Here is an 18,723-nt window from a genome sequence, read left to right as displayed (position 1 = left end):
CAACAGCAACAGCAACAGCAACAGCAACAGCAACAGCAACAGCAACAGCAACAGCAACAGCAACAGCAACAGCAACAGCAACAAAAGTCTCAAAACGAAGGGAAAGAAGCGCAAGGACAACAGTCACAAAATCAGCAAGATTCTGAAAATAAAAAAGAAAAACAAAAAACGGAACAACATCAACCGCAACGAGATGACAAGCAAGTGAAGGATCAAGGTGAACCAATACAGGCTAAAGCGCATCCCGAAAAAATGCATCAGGATGATCCTGAGTTCCGTCGACTAGAAGCAGTAGAAAGTGCTCGCGACCCAAGCTTTTTGATCCGTGCGCAAATGCAACTTCAAGCGCAACAAAAACAACCTCCACAACAATCTCAAAAGGAGTGGTAAGCCTGTGATGAACAAAGGCGTAAAACTGGTCTTTATTTTTGTGGCCAGCCTAATATCCAGTTTCTCGGTGATGGCACAGACACTTCAAGCTAGTGTGAATAAAACACAAGTAGCCAAGAATGAAGTGATTAACCTCAGAATCATTTCAGATACTGAGCTCAGCTCAGACTCAATCGACTTCAATGTTCTAGAGAAAGACTTCTTCTTGGGTCAACCTCGTTATGGCCGCTCTAGCAATAACATTAACGGAAGAAAATCAGTGCGTACCGAGTGGAGTATCTCAATTGCACCAATGAAAGAAGGTGTTCTGACTATTCCAAGTTTTTCCGCTGATGGCATGAAAACGGAGCCGATCAAACTACGTGTCAACGCGAGCCAAACAGACCCCAATCTTGATGATCTATTTAGCTTTAATATTACGGTCGACAACAGTACGCTCTACCCTCAGCAATCTGCAACATTACGTATACAACTTCTAATTAAAGCGGACACTCGACGCCTAGATAACCCGCAAATAGTACCTCCGCAGATTGAAGGCATGAAGCTTGAGGCACTGGGTGGCTTACAACAAAGACAGAAGATCTTAAATGGGTTAGAAGTAGCGGTCATAGAGCAGTCGTTTCGCTTAACGGCCAATCAACCAGGCACTTATACCTTGATAGGTCCTAAACTGACCGGTTCTTATATTTATGGCGACAGCTTGACGGGCTCAACCAAAATAATGCCTATCAACACCAAAGCGGAACGCATTCCAATCACGGTCAAACCGATTCCGAGCGAATTTAAAGGTGAATGGCTTCCTGCTTCAGCGTTAGAAATGACACAGAGCTGGCAAGACGATCAAGGTAATCTACTGTCGATTAACGCGATCAACACAGTAAAGCAAGGTTCTTCACTCACTCGAACCATTCAAGTTAAGGCTCGCGGTACACAAGCCGAATATCTGCCACGAGTCAATATTAGTTACCCGAGTTCACTGCGCGTGTATCCCGAACAACCTAAGTTCGATAGCGCGAGAGATGGCACCGTTACCATGACGGTGAAGCAAGTCATTATTCCTACAGAGGCCAGGAAATATACCTTACCAGGATACGACTTGAACTGGTGGGACAGTCAAAATGATGAAGCGAAGAAAACAACGTTACCAGAGCTAACATTAGACGTAGAGAAAAATGACACTGGGCTAATCACGTTGCCGGAATCGCCTCTTTCAGCACCTTTAGTGTCAACCCCTAGTCCTGAATCAAGCGGCGGTGTGAGCAGTCTCTGGCGAACGTTAACCTTTGTTTTCTCAGGGCTTTGGATAATGACATTGGGAATCGCAATTTGGGCATGGAAAAAGCGCCCAATAACAGCAAGTGGAACGGTTTCAAATGCTGAACAACCACTTTACATCAACGCGCTAAAAAAAGTCATCGAAGAAGGCGATGCTGCGAAAATTGAACGCTCTGTAAATGAGTATTTAACCACTCATCAAGACAGGTTAAACCCTGGTGACGTACAAGCAATTAAGCAAGAGCTTAATGCCATGAATCGAGCGCGTTTTAGTGCTAACCAACAACCTTGGAGCCCTGATTCGCTGCTAGCCAAAATTCAAAACCTTGGCAAAGCAAACGTAACGAAAACCGACCACCAACTCGAAAAGTTATAAATAACTAGATAACAATGGCAGCTCTCATGAGCTGCCAATTCTCTTATCCGGTCAAATTTGCTTTAGCGGTTTTATCTAGAGCACCAACCGCCACCTATTCCCTATCAAGTTGCTCTTATGAACATCACTTACTCAACAAACACTTGGGGCTCGTATTCGTATCGCCTTACACAATTTCGCCCATGATTCTTCGCTTGATAGAGTGCCTTATCCGACAACTGATATAAATGGTCGAAATTAAAGTCTTTGCCTTTCGCTTTATAACAGGAGTAACCGACTGAAACGGTAAGTAACTCCCCTTCTGGGTTATGTCGATGCTTTATCCCCTCGCCCTCGATACATTGACGAATGCACTCTGCTCTCAGTCGAACCTCCTCTTGATCAGAACCAATCATGAGCAACGCAAACTCCTCACCTCCGATACGGCAAAAAACTTCATCTTCACCTTTGGTATGATGATCCAAGATATAGCCAATTCGCATCAAGGCAATATCGCCTTCGAGATGACCATAGTGATTATTGAATAAGCCAAAATGGTCAATATCAATCAGGATCAGGCCAAACGACATGTCGTCTTCACACTCTAGGGCACAATATTTTTGCATCACATGTTCTAACATGCGGCGATTACCAAGACGCGTCAAAGGATCGAGCTTAGAAAGTACCTCAAGCTGTCGATTGGCTTCCTCCAACTCTTTTGTTCGGTTCTGAACCTCCAGCTCTAAGTTTTCGTTTAATTCGCGAATAGCCTCTTGAGCTTGAGTACGTTGCAATACTTCAGCTAAGCTGGACGCGAACATACGAATCACTTCACGTAACTGAGAAGTTAACGGCGCACGTGTCAGCAAATTATCAACAGCGATAAAGGCGATAGGACCACTGCTATTTGAAGTCAATACCGTCATCGCAGCCCAACCAAAGCCAACAATATTACAGTCATGATAAATAGGCACTGATTCTTCAAATGCGACTTCGTTTGGCATTGAGCGAGCCAGATTTATAAGAGAGAAATCTTGGGTTTCGCCAAAGAAGTAAGATTCATCCACCACATTACCTTGAATATCGGTACCCCACGTTCCTTGCATGTAAGAGCAATTTTCATCAGTTAAAAACACCGCCATTCGATCAATACCAAGATTTTTAATGGCGAAAGTGACGGCCGATTTGCATACTCCACTGACAGTAGTGCAACGTGATAACTCAACCATGCTTGAATGCAGCATGCGTACGTTTTGTTCTTGGCGCTTACGAATGTAAATTTGAGAGAAAAGTGAACCAAACGAGTCCAACATCTGTTTTTGATATGCCGTTATCGGCTTACGATGAATAAAGTTATCTAGCGCGAACCACCCAAACGGTTCATTGCCATCGCGTAAAATCAACATCGCATTCCAGCCCTGCCCGATGACCTTGCCTGCTGTGTATATTGGCGCGTCTTCTACAATCACTAAGTTGCTCTCAAGGCTAGATAACGCGGTGATATACTCCTCGCTAAGTTGATGTAAATCGTATTGTGTGTGAAATTCATCAATCGTAATTCCTGACTCATCCGTGCCGTATGTACCACTGAAGCTGCGCTTTTTCATATCGAGAAGCATCAGTGTAGAGCGATCAAACCCCAATCGTTCACGTAGCGCTTCGACGGCTTTGTAGTACAAGTCCTTTAAAGAATCAGGATTAGAGATTTCGAGTGCAACTTGCTGAACTAACTTCATATTTTCGATAAAGCGCTCGCGTTGGCTAATCTCATCAACATATTGCGCTTCACGAATATCTCTGTGCCTGATCTCTTTCGAGGCATTTTTTTCAGCACGAATACATTGCCAACGCGCCGCTGCGAGTTGCATTGCGTCGTAACTTTCTTCATAGATATTATGTGCCGTGCGAGCATGTACAGATTGAATCAGTAGGTAGGTACGTTTGATAGGCGTGTTGTCGAGCATCATGATGTAACTGTCACCCCCTAAATCTCGGGTGTGATTCCAGTTACAAGTGTTGATCGCCAGAGGTATGATGCTTTCAGAGGTATCAAACTGACTTGCCCACTCCCAGAATGTCTCAGGATAGTTTTGGGTTGGGTAAAGCTCTCCGCGAGAGAAGCTCATCGAATGACGAGGGTTAATTGAAGGATCTTCAAAAATAGCGAGGGCTTGAGGGGAGAACAGACTCTCTAAATGATCAAAGATTGCCTCCGCTAGCAACCGATGGTCCCTCGTTGAAGACACTTTTCTTGTAAAACTTCTTAAACTCACCCTACCAACCTAATCTGCTTTTTTATCCTCGATAAAAAACTACTTAGGCCATGATATGCAATCAATACGTTCAAATTTGAGCTGTTAAGTCATTCGCAAAATTATCAGACTTAGTGTTACATTCGAGAACTCTTCAGCACTTTTAAAGCCATGTTTCACATAAGTTACATGCTTTATAAACTGGGGAGGAAAGTTGTACTTATTTACAAGATTTTTGTGTTGGTAGATGTTTTAAGCCTACGACTTAAAAAGAAAAAGGCCCCTCATCAAGAGGGGCAAAGTTACCATCGCTTATAGTTATTTAGTTATGCTTGTAAATACGGTGGATTAACCGAAATCACCATTTACGTAGCCTTGAGTACGGTCGTCTTGAGGGTTGCTAAAGATCACTTGCGTATCGTTGTGCTCAACCAGTTCACCCATTAGGAAAAACGCAGTGCGGTCAGAGATACGACGCGCCTGTTGCATTGAGTGAGTCACGATAACGATGGTGTAGTTCTTCTTTAGCTCTTCCATCAGTTCTTCGATTTTGTGTGTCGCAATTGGGTCAAGTGCCGACGTTGGTTCATCCATCAGAATCACATCAGGCTCCATCGCGATTGTACGTGCAATACATAAACGTTGCTGCTGACCACCAGAAAGACCGAATGCGTGTGATTTAAGGCGATCTTTCACCTCATCCCAAAGTGCAGCACCGCGCAGCGAACGCTCTACCACTTCATCAATTGTCTTTTTGTCTTTGATACCTTGAGCACGTAAGCCGTAAGCCACGTTCTCGTAAATGCTCATCGGGAATGGGTTTGGCTTTTGGAATACCATGCCGACTTTGATGCGAAGGTCAGCAACATCAATGTTGCCGTAAATATCTTCGCCGTCCATCGCCAATTTACCTGTAATTTTCACGCCTTCGATTAGGTCATTCATTCGGTTCAAACAGCGTAGAAGCGTTGATTTTCCGCAACCTGACGGGCCGATAAGTGCAGTTACTTGGCGAACTGGAATTGGTAAGTTGATCGATTTCAGTGCTTGGTTGTCACCGTAGAATAGGTCTAGGTTTTCAATATCAAATTTGTTCATTGTCTTAATCTCTTAATTCTTGAATTCGTGTCTTTTAACGTGCGTTCTTAATTAGTGTTGTTAGTAAGTTGCGGTGTTAAAACGTCTAGCAATCAGTTTCGTTACCATGTTGATCAAGAGAACAACCACGATAAGCACTGTTGCCGTACCGTAAGCCTGATTCCATTCTTCAACGGTAAACAGTTCGGTAGTCAGTTTGTATAGGTGAACGGTTAGCGTACGACCTGAATCCAATAAAGAATCCGGAATACGTGCAACCATACCTGCTGTCAGGAATACTGGAGCAGACTCACCAATGACACGACCAATACTTAGAATGACCGAGGTTAAGATACCTGGCATTGCGCTCGGAAGAATCAAACGCCAGATAGTGTAAATCTTAGAAGCACCGAGGCCATAAGAGCCTTCACGGTACGTTTGTGGTACTGCCATCAGCGCTTCTTCCGTTGTACGGATGATCACTGGCAGGATTAGGATACTTAGCGTCAATGCACCCGACAGAATCGAGAAGCCAAGGCCAAGAATCGCCACGAAGAAAGTCATACCAAACAGGCCGAAAATGATCGACGGGATACCCGCCAATGACTCGGTACAGAATCGGATGATTTTCACCAAACGACTGCCCACTTTCGCGTATTCGGTCAAGTAGATTGCCGTCATGATACCGAGTGGCGCTGCCACTGCGATAGAAGCGATAACCATGTAAATGGTCGCCACAATCATTGGGAAGATACCGTGCTCTTCACCTGTGCGCGTATAGTTATCAGTAATGAAGTTCCAATCTACGTGTTGTAGACCGTTTGATAGGATGTACCAGATAATCCAGAACAAAAAGCCTACCGTTAGTGCTGCCGAGATCCAGACAAATGCGTTAAAGACATTATCTTTGAACTGGCGTGCTTTTTTCAGTTTTGCGCGATCCATAATAGTCACCTTTAACGAGCGATTACTTCGCTTTTTCTCGGTTTAGGTACAGTAGTACAGCGTTCAACGACATGATGAAGACCAGAAGTACTACACCTGTAGCGTAAAGTGCGTTCGCGTGAACACCACTTGCGTAAGACATTTCAATAGCGATGTTTGCAGTTAGTGTACGAGCCGAATCCAAGATGCCTTCTGGCATTGCCGGCGCGTTACCCATAACCATGATAATCGCCATGGTCTCACCCAACGCACGACCGATACCCAGTATCACACCTGTCATGATGCCTGAGCGAGCCGCTGGAACGAGCAACTTAAAGATGGTGTAGATTTTCGATGCGCCCAGTGCCAAAGAACCTTCTTTATAAGTACGAGGGACAGCGCGAATAGACGTTTCAGAAACCGTAATTACTGTTGGTAGAATCATCACACCAAGAACAATAATACCGGCCAAGATAGTGTTACCTGCAGGTACATCAAATACTTTCTGAATCAATGGAACGATAATAACCAGACCGAAGAAACCGTAGACCACTGAAGGAATACCGGCTAGCAGCTCAACCGCTGGACGGATGATGTCTGCTAATCGCTTTGGTGCGATTTCAGCGATAAAAATGGCGGTCAGAACACCAATTGGAACCCCAACAATGACAGCACCAGCCGTCGATACGATAGATGCCACAATCATGGTGGCGACACCGTAAAGCGCAGGTGGTAACCAGTTTTGTCCTAAGACAATGCCCGATACGCCTGCTTCTTGGAATGCCGGAATACTCTCTCGAACGATGAAGTATGCAATAACGGCCAATGAAACAATGCCGATTACGGCACTCGTTAGGAACAAGCCGTGGAAGATGCGCTCTTTCCAGTCTACACGACGCTTCTCGCGTAGGCCTGACTTGCTGATAGCTCTAGCGTCAGTATTCATAAGCTTTTCACTATTTGTTGCGATGGTCATTTAAAAATCTCACGGTTCTGGGCAATGCCGTTGAACACAATGGATAGAAAAGGCTCAGCCCTAAACGTTGGGCTGAGCAAACTTTAGAGTCCCGATGGGATTAGTTAACTGAGATGTAACCTTTTTGGTCAACTAGCGCTTGCGCTTCGTCAGTTAGCATCCAGTCTAGGAATTTTTGCGTTTCTGTTGATGGCTTGCCTTCTTTGTAAAGAACAAGGAATGGACGCGCTACTTTGTAAGAACCGTTTTTAACGTTAGCTACCGTTGCATCAACGCCGTCGATTGCTAGCGCATTAACAGTGTTGTCTACAGTACCAAGAGAAATGTAGCCGATTGCGTATGGGTTAGATGCAACCATTGTTTTCAGTGCGCCGTTACCGTTTGCAACTTGAGCACGTTGAGAGATAGCTGATACCTTCTTACCAGAAATCTTCATTTTTAGAGACATGATGTCTTCAAATGCGCCACGAGTACCAGAAGCCGTGTCACGAGTAATGGCTACGATTGGCTTGTCTGCACCACCGACTTCTTTCCAGTTTGATACTTCGCCTTTGTAGATTGCAGTCACTTGCTCGGCTGTTAGACCTGGCAGTTTGTTTTGTGGGTTAACAACCACTGCGATACCATCACGAGCAACCACTTCTTCGATTAGTGTTGATTCTTTTTCAGAGTCTTTTAGATTACGAGAAGACATACCAAGGTCTGCTGAACCATTTTTCGCTGCTTTTACACCAGCTGAAGAACCAGGACCTTGAACTTCGATAAATACGTTAGGGTTCTTCTTCATGTACGTTTCAGAGAAAACTTCCATCAGTGGAGTTACGCTGCTAGAACCCACTGCAGAGATAGTTTCTTTAGCAGAAACAGGAGTCACTGCCATTGCGCCTAGAAGTGCGATTGCACCGATTACTGTCTTTTTCATCACAATTTCCTTAAGTGGCTTTATTGCCGTTGTGTTTCACTTGAACGGTGCTCACTTTAGAATTTGAATATGACAGTTGTGTTTCACTTAGTTGAACCCTCTATGACACGTTGTCATTTCTAACTATTAATTCCGCGACTTATCCCTCTCTCAATTTGAACGTAACGTTTTTATAACGTTGCCTCATGTTCAAGATGATAACCCCATCGATTTTGGTACATTTCATAACAATTAGATATGAGTAACTCATTGATTTGGCAAATATAACAATTAAAATCGAAATGCTTATTTATAAAAAAGATAATAATTAAACCGATAGAGGGTCAATCTCATGCGTCAATCTCTTAGTACGCTTTCTATTAAACTTCAGGTTTTTCTGCCTGTTCTATTCACAGTTATATTACTCATCATTGGACTGAGTGTCGGAATCGGTAAACTCGATCAAGCATTCAATAAGGTTTCGGCTTCCACCCATAAGCTAATCATTCACAAAGAGGAACTTAGCGGCATCGTAGACAACACTTACGCCATGCGCATCAAAGCCATTTATAGTCTATTTAGAGCCGAAGATGTTCAGTCTCTCAACCAAGAGCTTTCTGAGCGACAAAACAAAAACCGCGATTTTCTTAACTCCATCGACAATCTCCCTGGCGTTCAAAATGAAGTCAATGCTATGCGTAAGGCCATGAATCACTATGTTGATTTCACTCGCGTTACCATGACACCTCTGCTCACCACTAAACACTCTTCTGATTACACTACCTCTGATTTCAATCAAAAGTACGAATCTGCAATGGCTGAGTATCGATTAGCTGGCGAAGCGATGATCAACGCCATCGACAAACTATCTAAACAATTGAATCAAATCGTCACCGATGAAGTCGAAACGAATGGCGAACAACATTCAACCACGCTAACTTACAGCGCCGTCTCGCTTGCGGTGATCTTGAGTGCCGCTTCACTTATTAGTTGGGTACTCGCCAGCTACATCGTTGCGCCGATTCGTAACCTTCAAGTAACGATGCAGGAAGTCGCGAAGGGAAACTTACTAGTTAAGGCCGAAGCCATCGGGAAAAACGAAGTGTCTCAGCTGGCTCGAGATGTAAACCAGACCATAGAAAAACTGCGTGAAACTGTAAGCGCATTGGTTCGCATTAGTGAAGATGTGGCATCAGCATCAACCGAGTTAGCAACTGTTATGACTCAAAGCAGCGTCAACTCGGATCAAGAAAAGCAAGAAGTTGAGCAAGTAGCCTCGGCGATCAATCAGCTAGAGTCGACCGCAGCTGAAGTATCGACCAATGCACAAGAAGCCGATAGTGCATCAAATCAAGCACGTACGTTAACCTCACAAAGTATAAGCATGTTTGGGGAAAGCACTCGCGCAAGTGAAAAGATGGCGGAACAACTTAACGAAGCCGCTGCCGTCGTGACTTCACTAAAAGATCAATCAGAACACATTGGTCGCGTGATCGAAGTGATTGAAGGTATTTCTGAGCAAACGAATCTACTTGCACTGAATGCAGCGATTGAAGCTGCACGGGCGGGCGAAAGTGGCAGAGGCTTTGCGGTAGTCGCCGATGAAGTACGTATGCTGGCAGCACGAACTCAGGAGTCCACCAAAGAGATCCAAACCATTATAGAAGAGCTACAGCAACAATCTGGTCATGCAAATGAAAGTATGCATTCCAGCTTAGCCATGTTGTCAGACAACCAAGCTCTGACACAAGAAGTTAGCCAATCACTTGCTAATATCAGTAATGCTATCGCCGATCTGAACTCAATCAACACTCAAGTTGCAACCGCATCAGAAGAGCAGAAGCAGGTCACGGCTGATATCAACAACAACTTAACGAACATCTATGAACTAGTGAGCCAGAACGTCACTGGTATCACTCAATCAGCCGCGGCAGCGCAAGAGTTGTCTGGTTTAGCAGAAAACCAAAAACATCAGCTTAAGCAGTTCCAAGTTTAAATACTCTGCTCAACACGATAAGTTCCAAAGGTTAGAAAAGAAAAAGCTCCGCACTGGCGGAGCTTATTAACATCTGGATTCGTGAAAATCCAACGGGGTGATTACTCCTCGTCAGTAACCAGCAGAACAGAGGAAATGTTCGTTGACTCTAGTGGGTTCCAGTTGTAAACCTCACCATTAAATGAATCAAACACCATAACGTTTGAGCCATCACCGTTTGGTGTGTTACTCCAGATGTAACCAGCATAGTCACCCACCTCTAGCGTGTAGCCACTTGCGAATGCAGTGCCGTTCATCGCAGGGCTATGGCAAGCACGTTCTGTCAACGCGACTAACTCCTTAATGTTTGGTATGCGCCAATTCTTTTTGCCAGCGAAGTCATATAAAGCATGATTACCCGATTCATTGCGGATTTGCTCAGCGGTTGATAGCGCTAACTGCCATGACATCTTAGTCGCAGCGCCATCACAAGCTTCGTTTGCCGTATTCCACGTTGAACCAACAGGGCAACGCATCCATGTTAGACCTGTTTTCAGGTCAGTTACGGTACCGCTCTCAGAATATGTATAACGCGTGTTAGGTGCCGTTTTAGCAAAGTCAGTAGAACACTCTTGTGCAGCCATTACAGTTTGAGAAGCCAAAGCAAGAGATAGTACAGTTATTAATTTCTTCATCTTATTGGTCCTTTACTGCTATTAGACGGATTGGGAATTGGAATGACGTGCCTGTGTCACGCTCTACTTTGTCAGAATAAATTTCAACAAAGCTTACGTGGCCACGGTCAGCGCCCCTCGCTGCAATCACTGCAAATTGAAGTGCACCTTCGTAGTTAGCAGGAGAGTAATTATTAAATGTGAAATCACTTAGCCAAATAGCACCTGAATTAGCATCTGGGCTGCCTTTACCCTGTTGAGGGAAGTAAGCTGTCGTCATACCATAGACATTGCCGTCGGCATCTTTCTCTGTCTCACCTAAGTCGAGAACATCGTAGAACTCTTGGTATGTTGGTAGGCGCCAGTCACTAATGCCACATAGTGATTGCTTGTTTATATGTTCAACATATTGGCTTGTTGAACAGATGCCATCAGCAGCATCCACACAACCAGCGACTTCAAGATCTTCGTAATACGGCTTAAATGTTTCAGACTCAAACGCAAATAGGCGATCTTTAAATTGAACCGAGCTCGCATCCGCACTCTTATTTTCCCAAACAAGACCAGTACGTTCGTCCATAGTACAAGCCCACTCAGTCGCATCTGCAGCTAAAGCTGCACCTTGTGAATCTAGCTTAACGAACTTAAAGCCAGCGCCTGTCGACGTTTGCTTGTCCTCTTTGTCGAAGCCGTATTCCGCATCTTGACCAGGGTAAGACGCTTGAACCTCTACTACGTCTGCTGCTCCTTCAGCAAAATAAAGAACGGCGCCCGTATCGTTACTACCAACCGTTTGTTCAGCAACCGCTACAATTTCTTCAGCAAATGCACTTACTTCCGCTTCAGACAGAAGATCAGAGGCCAACGATTTACCTTGGAAGCTAAGATTTTGAGCAAGCAGCGCTACGCCTTTGATCATTTGCTTTGGTTGCATCGCAGCTAATAGCACAACCGTGTTTTGCTCTAGCTTGTCTAGCTCGCTAGCTTCTGCGTTAGACATCACCGTACCAGAAAGAGAAACGCCGGCATCGGCGAGTTGCGCTTTCACAATCTCTTCAGCTTGAGCAACGGTTTTACCGTCAATTACAAGACCCGCGAGCAACGTTGTTACACCATTGACCGTGTTACCCGTTGCTAAATTTTGACCCGGAGCCGCAAGACGCAACGTTTGGTTTGAACCTTGATCAACTTGAGCAAGAATGGTACTGGTTAGTACGTTTTTGTCGCTTGAAGTCAGGCTAAATTTACCGGCATTATCCGTTTTAGCACTCGGTTCAGTGGAATCACAAACGTAGTTTTGGTTTAAATCGATACATACTGGCGTATCAAGAAGTGTACCTGCAGAAACGATGGTGCCAGCTACATCATAGGTCGGTGCCGACGTGTCACCACCAGAACCTCCGCCACAGCCAGCAAGGGCTAGTGACATAGCAACGAAAGAATATTGAAACTTCATAGATTTTATCTTCTTTTGATTTTAATTAACGAGAGCGAATCACTCTCACCATTGAAAGCAGGAAAAGTCCTAACAAGGTCCAAGGCGAACCACTGCCACCTGAACCACCGCCACTGCTTTCTTTAGTGGTATCAGCACTACACTGATACTGAGCAAAGTGACTCACACCCCACTCTTTCAACACCCCAGAGTTCCCTGACACGCGGTCAGACACTTCGAGACGCCAAGTACCCCAACTCGGTTGCCCGACAAGTGCTTGTAACTCCTCGTCATACTGAGCGGTGAAGTAACCTTTAAATCCTTTGGTATTGCTTGATTGATGGCTAAGTAGCACGACCGATTTGCCTTGTGGAGACACTAGCGTCACTTGCAGATCTTGCAGTGAGTCATGTTCGATGTTCAGGTAAACCGCAAACGAATCATCAATCGTGCGTGACTTGTCCGATAGCGTCTGAGAGAACAGTCTGTCGCCCTGTTCCGGCAAAGCGGAGTTCACTGGTTGAGGCTGGATATCGAGCTCTGGCGTACCATTAACCAGCATCACCTTTTCACTCCACTGGTGAGTCTTTAGGCCTTCAGAAAATTGATAATCCAATGAAATAGAGGAATCGAATTGCGTGCCACATGTTAGACCGCTTGGTAACGCCACCTTCATTGAGGTCGAGTCAGAAAGCGTTTCATCAAAGTCGAAAACAGATGCGTTGTTTAGCTGCCATTGCCCTTTGATGCTCGCTTCACGGCCAGTTTGGCTCAGGCTCAAACCAACGTCTTGACCTTGTGCGATGTATCGAGCGTCATAGCGAACACGAAGAGGCGCTTTAAGTAAGTTGTGTCTGTTGAAGCTGTCCGTCAGGAATTGGGCGTAGTCTTTATTTGGGAACAAGGTGTTTGCGGCAAACACGGTCGACTCCGCCAGATCATGCATTTTCACGCCACGACCAATGCCGTACATGCCTTCAAGAACAATGGCGTCAAACTCGCGGAACACGTTATCGGTATCATCACCGTATCGTTCAACCGATGCTTTAAGCGCTTGAAACAGCGGCGTTGACCATAGCTCGTCACCTAGTTCACCGCCCACACTGACGTGCGCTGGGTACTCTGAGTTCTCGAAGTAACGTGCTCTTTGGTTCCATAAGCTACGAGTTGTTTTGCGTGTTCCGAACACACCGTCCCAGTTGAACACCGTATCTAACTCGAATTCTTGACCACGACGCGAAGCATCCAAATATTGAGTGCGGTAGCTCGCGCTGCCCGCCCAGTAATCAGCAAAACCCTCTGCGATAGCACCAGTGTGACCGTACGCCCAATCCGGTACGATTTGGTAATGAATGCCATGCCCAAGCTCGTGTATCACGACATCAGCATCGACTGCATCCGGAGAAACACCACCGACACCCAGCATGAGTGCTTTCGGACCGTAATAGTAAGTAGAGTTATCTTTTGATAAACCGCGAGCGTCAAAACGAAGCGGTTCGTCAAACAAGTCGTAAGTCAGGCTTGTCAGATATTGGATCGAGCTATCAAGATGATAAAAAGCCATCAACTGTGGGAACGCATTGTCACCAAACTCGGTGCTTTGCATCTCATCAACACTGTCAAATGCTTGAACCCCTTCTGCGCTGAGAAAGTCCAACGTATCAAGTACAGGCGCTTCACCAGGTGCTGGGGCTGCAAATAAACCCGTCGCATCCACTTGCTTTAATCTTGGGTTAGAGAGATAGAACTTACCGCCGGACTTTAAAACCTCAATCGACTTGGTTACGTACTCGATCGGCTGAGGGTAATCAGACAGTGCTGACCACGTCGATTCTGGTGCCGCTTGTTGTTGCATAGTACGAAGATCTGGGTTGAATAAAGAAACCTCAACATCAACCAAACTTCCAGAGCTCAGAGCCGGTGGCTCTTGTGCTTGCAGTTGGCGAGGCGATTCCAATTCCATTGCAACCGTTGGTTTACCGTTGCGAATTATCGTATCTTCAAGGCTCTTAAACACTCGCACAACGTGATGATTTTTATCAGTTGTTACTACTAAGGTGCGCTGTGCTTGATATTCACCGTTTACCCAAACATCAAAATTGTAATGCTCACCAAGCTGAGACTGGGCTTTGTAACGGAACTTAAACTCGCCCGCTTCTGAGTAGTGGCTGTCTAGATAAGTTTTCGCTTGCGCTTCATTGGTCACCACAGAATCCGTTGAGGGATAATCCCACTCTGCAGCCAGCGCCGCAGGGGTACATGCAATAAGCAGTGAAAACGCCAATGGTTTTAGCTTCATGATTTCGTCCTAGAATTCGTATTTTGCAGTCAGCGTGAAGTAGCGCCCTGGCTCAGTTGAGTAACGCTTACTTTCCTCAGCGATACCCGCTACGTCTTGGTATCGGATGTATTCTTTGTCGAACAGGTTGATGATGTTTGCGCTAACACGAAGGTCTTTGGAAACGTGGTAAGTTGCGCCAATATCAAACGTATTCCACGCACTTGTCTGCGCGCAATCTGTCGCTAGGCCAAGCGTGGTCTGGCATTTAGGAACGCGATCCATTGCCGCGGCCCAGTTCCAAGCCACGTAAGCATTGAAGTCTTGGTTGGCGTATTTCAGTTGAGCGTTACCTTCGAATGGCGTAATGCTTCGAACGTATTCACCTTCCGCGTCTTTGCCATCTACGTAACCAAACTTGGTGCTGATGTTCCATCGCTTAGTGATCGCGTAACCCGCAGAAAGCTCTGCACCATACGTCTCGACACCATCGAGGTTTTGGTATTGTTTAATGTAATTACCATTGCTTGAGTCAAAGCCCGTGGTCACAACGTCGATGAAGTTTTCAAACTTGTTGTAGAACAAAGACGCATAGACATACGCACGACCGTTATCGAACTTGTTACCGATTTCAAATGAGTCGGAAGTTTCAGCTTCTAGATCCATGTTTGGTGCAATGACAAACGGCGTGAGCGGCACAAAGTCGTGGCTTACGAAGCCATACGCTTTATCGTATTCCGGAGCACGGTAACCATGGTTATAAGATACATAAGCGATGTTGTTGGCAAACATTTCACGAGAAACCGAAAGACTTGGAGATACCTCTGAGCTATCCATGTCTTTTAATGGGAAGCCGCCCACTTCACCCACACCGTCTGGCGTGAGACGGTGCGCATCAAAGCGTAGGCCACCTGTGATGGTCCATTTATCCAGTTCCACCATGTCTCGGACATACAAGCCAATGTTATAAGCACGAGCAGGAGCGAAAGGTTGTTTGGTCGAAGGTGTTACTCCGTTCCAATCAATCTTGGAGTCGCTATCTGTGCGCTCGTAATAGTCTGTAGAAAGCTCAACACCGTAAGCCAATTGGTGCTCAGCATTTGCTGCATAAATCGTATTGGTGAAATCGCCACGGAAACCAATTGTTTCGTCAATGAAGGTTTTGTGTTCCAGCTCGCGACGCTTGGTGATCAAGCCATTGTGATCCACTTGGCGCATTAAACGGTTGGTGTCTTCCACCACTTCGGTGTGACGCCAGTAAACTTTGGTATCCAACTCTTCGAACCAAGTTGGATTAATCGGAGTCACCTCTGCACCAATATAAGCGCTGTACTCTTCCGTGGTTTCATCCTCAGCAAAGTCTTCAATATGCCAAATTCCATCAGGTTGAATGGACGGTGAACCCTCCAAACGCTCTTGGTTCTGGGTGTAGAGTTCCGCTTTGGCTTTCAACATCACCTCTTCATTGAAAAAGTGGTTGATCGTATAAGCACCGCTGTAACCATCGAGGTCGCGGTTATACAAATCTTCATCAAAGTTACGTGTCTCTTGTCCTTGCCAGTATGAAACGTTAAACAAACTCTCTGTATCACCGGAACGAAAAGCTAGATTACTCGTGCCTTTGTACTTGTTGCTGATATCGGTGTAAGTACCGGAAACATCGGTGTAGAAATCTTTGTCTTTTAAGAAATCACCCGGCTGACTGGATTCTAAAATCACCACACCGCCGATCGCGCCAGAGCCATGCACCGAAGAACTTGCCCCTTTAATGATTTGCAGCGATTCAAAATTGGATAAATCAAAAGTATCTCGCCCAACGGCATCATTAATGTCATTCGCACCGAAGCCATCCGCAGAACGAATGCCATCACGAACGATCATAATGCGGTTACCCGTCATACCACGGATGGTAATGTTTTGCGGACGTCCTGCACCGCCCGTCACGCTTACACCAGGTTCGTTACGCAGCACGTCATATAGCTCGGTCTCGCCTCTTTCTTCGATTTGCTCGTTTGTGATAACCGCGACACTACCTGCCACTTTTGACAATGGCTGATCGATTTTATTGGCGGTTACCACCACCTCTTCCATTGAGAAAACCTTAGATTCGGCGTGCACTTGACTGGCAGCAAGTACCGAAAGTACTGCCGCTGACACTGGGGTAAGCTTCATTTACTGCTCCGCTTTAGATGTTTTAATGAGTGATAGTAGAAATGCGTATTCTTTTGCTTGTTGTTCTTGCGCTTGTCGTGGGTCCATTTGGTGGCCCGAATTAAAATCAGTTTGCAACAAGTACGGCCCGTTGCGCTCACTTAACGCTGAAACTTTAGCCAGATACTTTGCGCCTTCCCAATATGGCACGCGCTGATCAATTAAACCGACTTGAACCAACATGGGTGGGTAAGCGTTTTTATGGATATTGAGAATCGGATCGTACGCCTTCATTAACGCCAATTGTTCAGGTTTGGTTGGGTTACCCCATTCGCCATACTGCTGTGTAGTAAGCGGAAGTGAGGTATCCGACATACTTGCAACCACATCAACAAAAGGCACTTTAAGTACGACACCTGAAAACAATTTAGGATCTTGATTAACCGCTCCGGCCACCAACGTACCACCAGCACTAGAACCGATGGCGAAAACCTCTCTATTGCCACGTTCGAATGTTTGCAGCGCCTTCGCGGCCGCGACAAAATCACCAATAGAATTGGCTTTTCGCACACCACGGCCTTGCTCGTGCCATTCATCGCCAAAGTACCCACCGCCACGGACATGGGCGATAGCGTAAATCACACCTTGGTCGAGTAAACTGATAACCTGAGGCATAAAGTACGGTTTCATCGTAAAACCATACGCGCCGTAACCGTAAATCATCACAGGAGATTGTGGGTGCAATTTGTCTTTGCGATACGCCAAAGAGACCGGGACAGAAACGCCGTCGTGCTTAATAAAAATACGTTGGGATACATAACGCTGACTATCAAAGTCTTGGTAAGCATCTTGAGAGTACAAGGATTTATTCAGCGTTTTTACATCGAACTCTTCCCACTGAGGAGGCGTAGTCATCGACATGCTTCGGATACGAATTTTGTTTGATTCAAAATCGCCCAATGTGCTTAGCCAAGCGACATTACCATCGTGTTCCAATGGCAGTATCACTTTTTCCTGCCCTTGGTAAGAATACACCGTCAAAGTCGACTCATTGTTTGGCTTACTAAGTGCCACAACTCCTGCATCATAAAGGTAGAACTGTTCAAGCGGCTCACGAGGATTGGTAAAGCGTTGCCATGTTGCGCCAAGCGGTGCGAGTTCGGCTTGGTAAAGGGCGAACTTTCCTTCCAGGTTGCTTTTAAGATAAATGTAACCTTTCGCCACATCCGCGTAATATTCCACACCCACTTCAGGCTTTCGCAATGAATCTGAGACAGTGCCCGTTTCTAGGTCGACAAGCTTCTGCTCTGTTGTTGACTCGTTGTTGCTTTGCAGCACAGCATAACGGCTATCTGCCGCACGATAGAAAGAAAGTAACCAATCTGACTTGGGTTCATTCCATAGGACTGTTTTTGCCAAAGATTCAGTGGAGATACGTAAGATCTGATGAGGTCGCTGGGTGCGCTTTTCTTTTGCAACGAGGAATGCCACTTTCCCGTTAGGTGACAACAATACGCCACTATCGACGTGCGTCGCCAGTTCCGTAGATTGACCGGAGAGTAAATCAACAACCACAGCACGATATTGTTCGCTGCCGTCGATATCTTCCGTGAAAAGTAGCGTGTCACCATTCACTTGCCATTGACCAAGTTGGTAGTACTGATGCGCAGATTGTCGTTCATCGAAATCGAACACCACGTTTTCTGGTGCATGTTGACTCGCACGGGATAATAGTAAGTAACGACCATCGCGACGCATTAGCGTCCACTCTCTTCCACTCACGATCGACCATGGCTTATCACCTTTGTCTGCCACAATGGTATCCCACTGCGTTAGTAGGTTTTTTGTCAACGTCTGATAACTTTTTTGGTGCTGTTCAGTTTTGTGGTTTTGTTCTGTTAGGTAGGTAAGAACTCGCTCATCTTTACGAGCATCATCTCGAAGCCAGTTGAAATCATCAGCAGCAAAGCCAGAACTAGAGGTAATTATGAGCCCTAAAAAAACATGAGTAAATTTCATATAGAGAGCGAATTCATTTATAGGATTAATACAATGGCGCG

At 45.6% G+C, this 18,723-nt stretch carries 12 protein-coding genes and 1 pseudogene; 3 read left to right on the top strand and 10 right to left on the bottom strand.

Going from position 1 to position 18,723, the window contains the following annotated elements:
• Both R7Z50_RS08705 and R7Z50_RS08700 read left to right on the top strand, forming a co-directional pair.
• Positions 1–390: pseudogene (locus R7Z50_RS08705) on the top strand (hypothetical protein); the annotation flags it as partial.
• 4 nt (positions 391–394) lie between these two features.
• Positions 395–2,041, top strand: a complete 1,647-nt coding sequence (locus R7Z50_RS08700; RefSeq protein WP_186585118.1) for a BatD family protein — start codon at positions 395–397, stop codon at positions 2,039–2,041.
• A 128-nt stretch (positions 2,042–2,169) separates the two neighbouring features.
• Here the strand turns inward: R7Z50_RS08700 and R7Z50_RS08695 are convergent, their stop codons facing one another.
• From R7Z50_RS08695 to R7Z50_RS08675, 5 genes are all read right to left on the bottom strand, one after another.
• Positions 2,170–4,293, bottom strand: a complete 2,124-nt coding sequence (locus R7Z50_RS08695; protein WP_170889984.1) for a GGDEF domain-containing protein — start codon at positions 4,291–4,293, stop codon at positions 2,170–2,172.
• Positions 4,294–4,620: 327 nt separating this feature from the next.
• Complete coding sequence (gene pstB, locus R7Z50_RS08690; protein ID WP_005375156.1) at positions 4,621–5,370, bottom strand: phosphate ABC transporter ATP-binding protein PstB; 750 nt, start codon at positions 5,368–5,370, stop codon at positions 4,621–4,623.
• A 60-nt stretch (positions 5,371–5,430) separates the two neighbouring features.
• Positions 5,431–6,294 carry a phosphate ABC transporter permease PstA gene (pstA, locus tag R7Z50_RS08685; protein ID WP_005383923.1) on the bottom strand — a complete coding sequence of 288 codons (864 nt, stop codon included), beginning with the start codon at positions 6,292–6,294 and terminating at the stop codon, positions 5,431–5,433.
• 22 nt (positions 6,295–6,316) lie between these two features.
• Positions 6,317–7,249 (bottom strand): phosphate ABC transporter permease subunit PstC, encoded by a 933-nt coding sequence (gene pstC, locus R7Z50_RS08680; protein ID WP_005375154.1) that lies wholly within the window; start codon positions 7,247–7,249, stop codon positions 6,317–6,319.
• A gap of 100 nt (positions 7,250–7,349) precedes the next feature.
• A complete protein-coding gene (locus tag R7Z50_RS08675) occupies positions 7,350–8,171 on the bottom strand; it encodes a phosphate ABC transporter substrate-binding protein (RefSeq protein ID WP_005375153.1) in 822 nt (273 codons plus the stop codon).
• A 331-nt stretch (positions 8,172–8,502) separates the two neighbouring features.
• On the opposite strand from R7Z50_RS08675, the gene R7Z50_RS08670 reads away from it, so the two are divergent.
• Positions 8,503–10,146, top strand: coding sequence for a methyl-accepting chemotaxis protein (locus R7Z50_RS08670; RefSeq protein ID WP_158159416.1), 1,644 nt, complete (start codon positions 8,503–8,505; stop codon positions 10,144–10,146).
• Positions 10,147–10,247: 101 nt separating this feature from the next.
• On the opposite strand, the gene R7Z50_RS08665 is transcribed toward R7Z50_RS08670, so the two are convergent.
• The 5 genes from R7Z50_RS08665 to R7Z50_RS08645 are packed head-to-tail and all read right to left on the bottom strand — an operon-like array spanning position 10,248 to position 18,682.
• Positions 10,248–10,820: a DUF1566 domain-containing protein gene (locus R7Z50_RS08665; RefSeq protein WP_017820503.1), complete on the bottom strand. Its 573-nt coding sequence runs from the start codon at positions 10,818–10,820 to the stop codon at positions 10,248–10,250.
• A 1-nt stretch (position 10,821) separates the two neighbouring features.
• Positions 10,822–12,255, bottom strand: a complete 1,434-nt coding sequence (locus tag R7Z50_RS08660) for a DUF1566 domain-containing protein (protein WP_158159418.1) — start codon at positions 12,253–12,255, stop codon at positions 10,822–10,824.
• A gap of 25 nt (positions 12,256–12,280) precedes the next feature.
• Positions 12,281–14,533: a proprotein convertase P-domain-containing protein gene (locus R7Z50_RS08655; RefSeq protein WP_318149017.1), complete on the bottom strand. Its 2,253-nt coding sequence runs from the start codon at positions 14,531–14,533 to the stop codon at positions 12,281–12,283.
• Positions 14,534–14,542: 9 nt separating this feature from the next.
• Positions 14,543–16,684, bottom strand: a complete 2,142-nt coding sequence (locus tag R7Z50_RS08650; RefSeq protein WP_170889980.1) for a TonB-dependent hemoglobin/transferrin/lactoferrin family receptor — start codon at positions 16,682–16,684, stop codon at positions 14,543–14,545.
• Positions 16,685–18,682 carry a prolyl oligopeptidase family serine peptidase gene (locus tag R7Z50_RS08645; RefSeq protein WP_170889979.1) on the bottom strand — a complete coding sequence of 666 codons (1,998 nt, stop codon included), beginning with the start codon at positions 18,680–18,682 and terminating at the stop codon, positions 16,685–16,687.
• Between the last annotated feature and the right edge of the window lie 41 nt (positions 18,683–18,723).

The organism is Vibrio sp. 1249-1, from assembly GCF_033340495.1.
The sequence above is the reverse complement of the archived record's forward strand: the minus strand, read 5'-3'. Positions and strand labels throughout refer to the sequence as shown.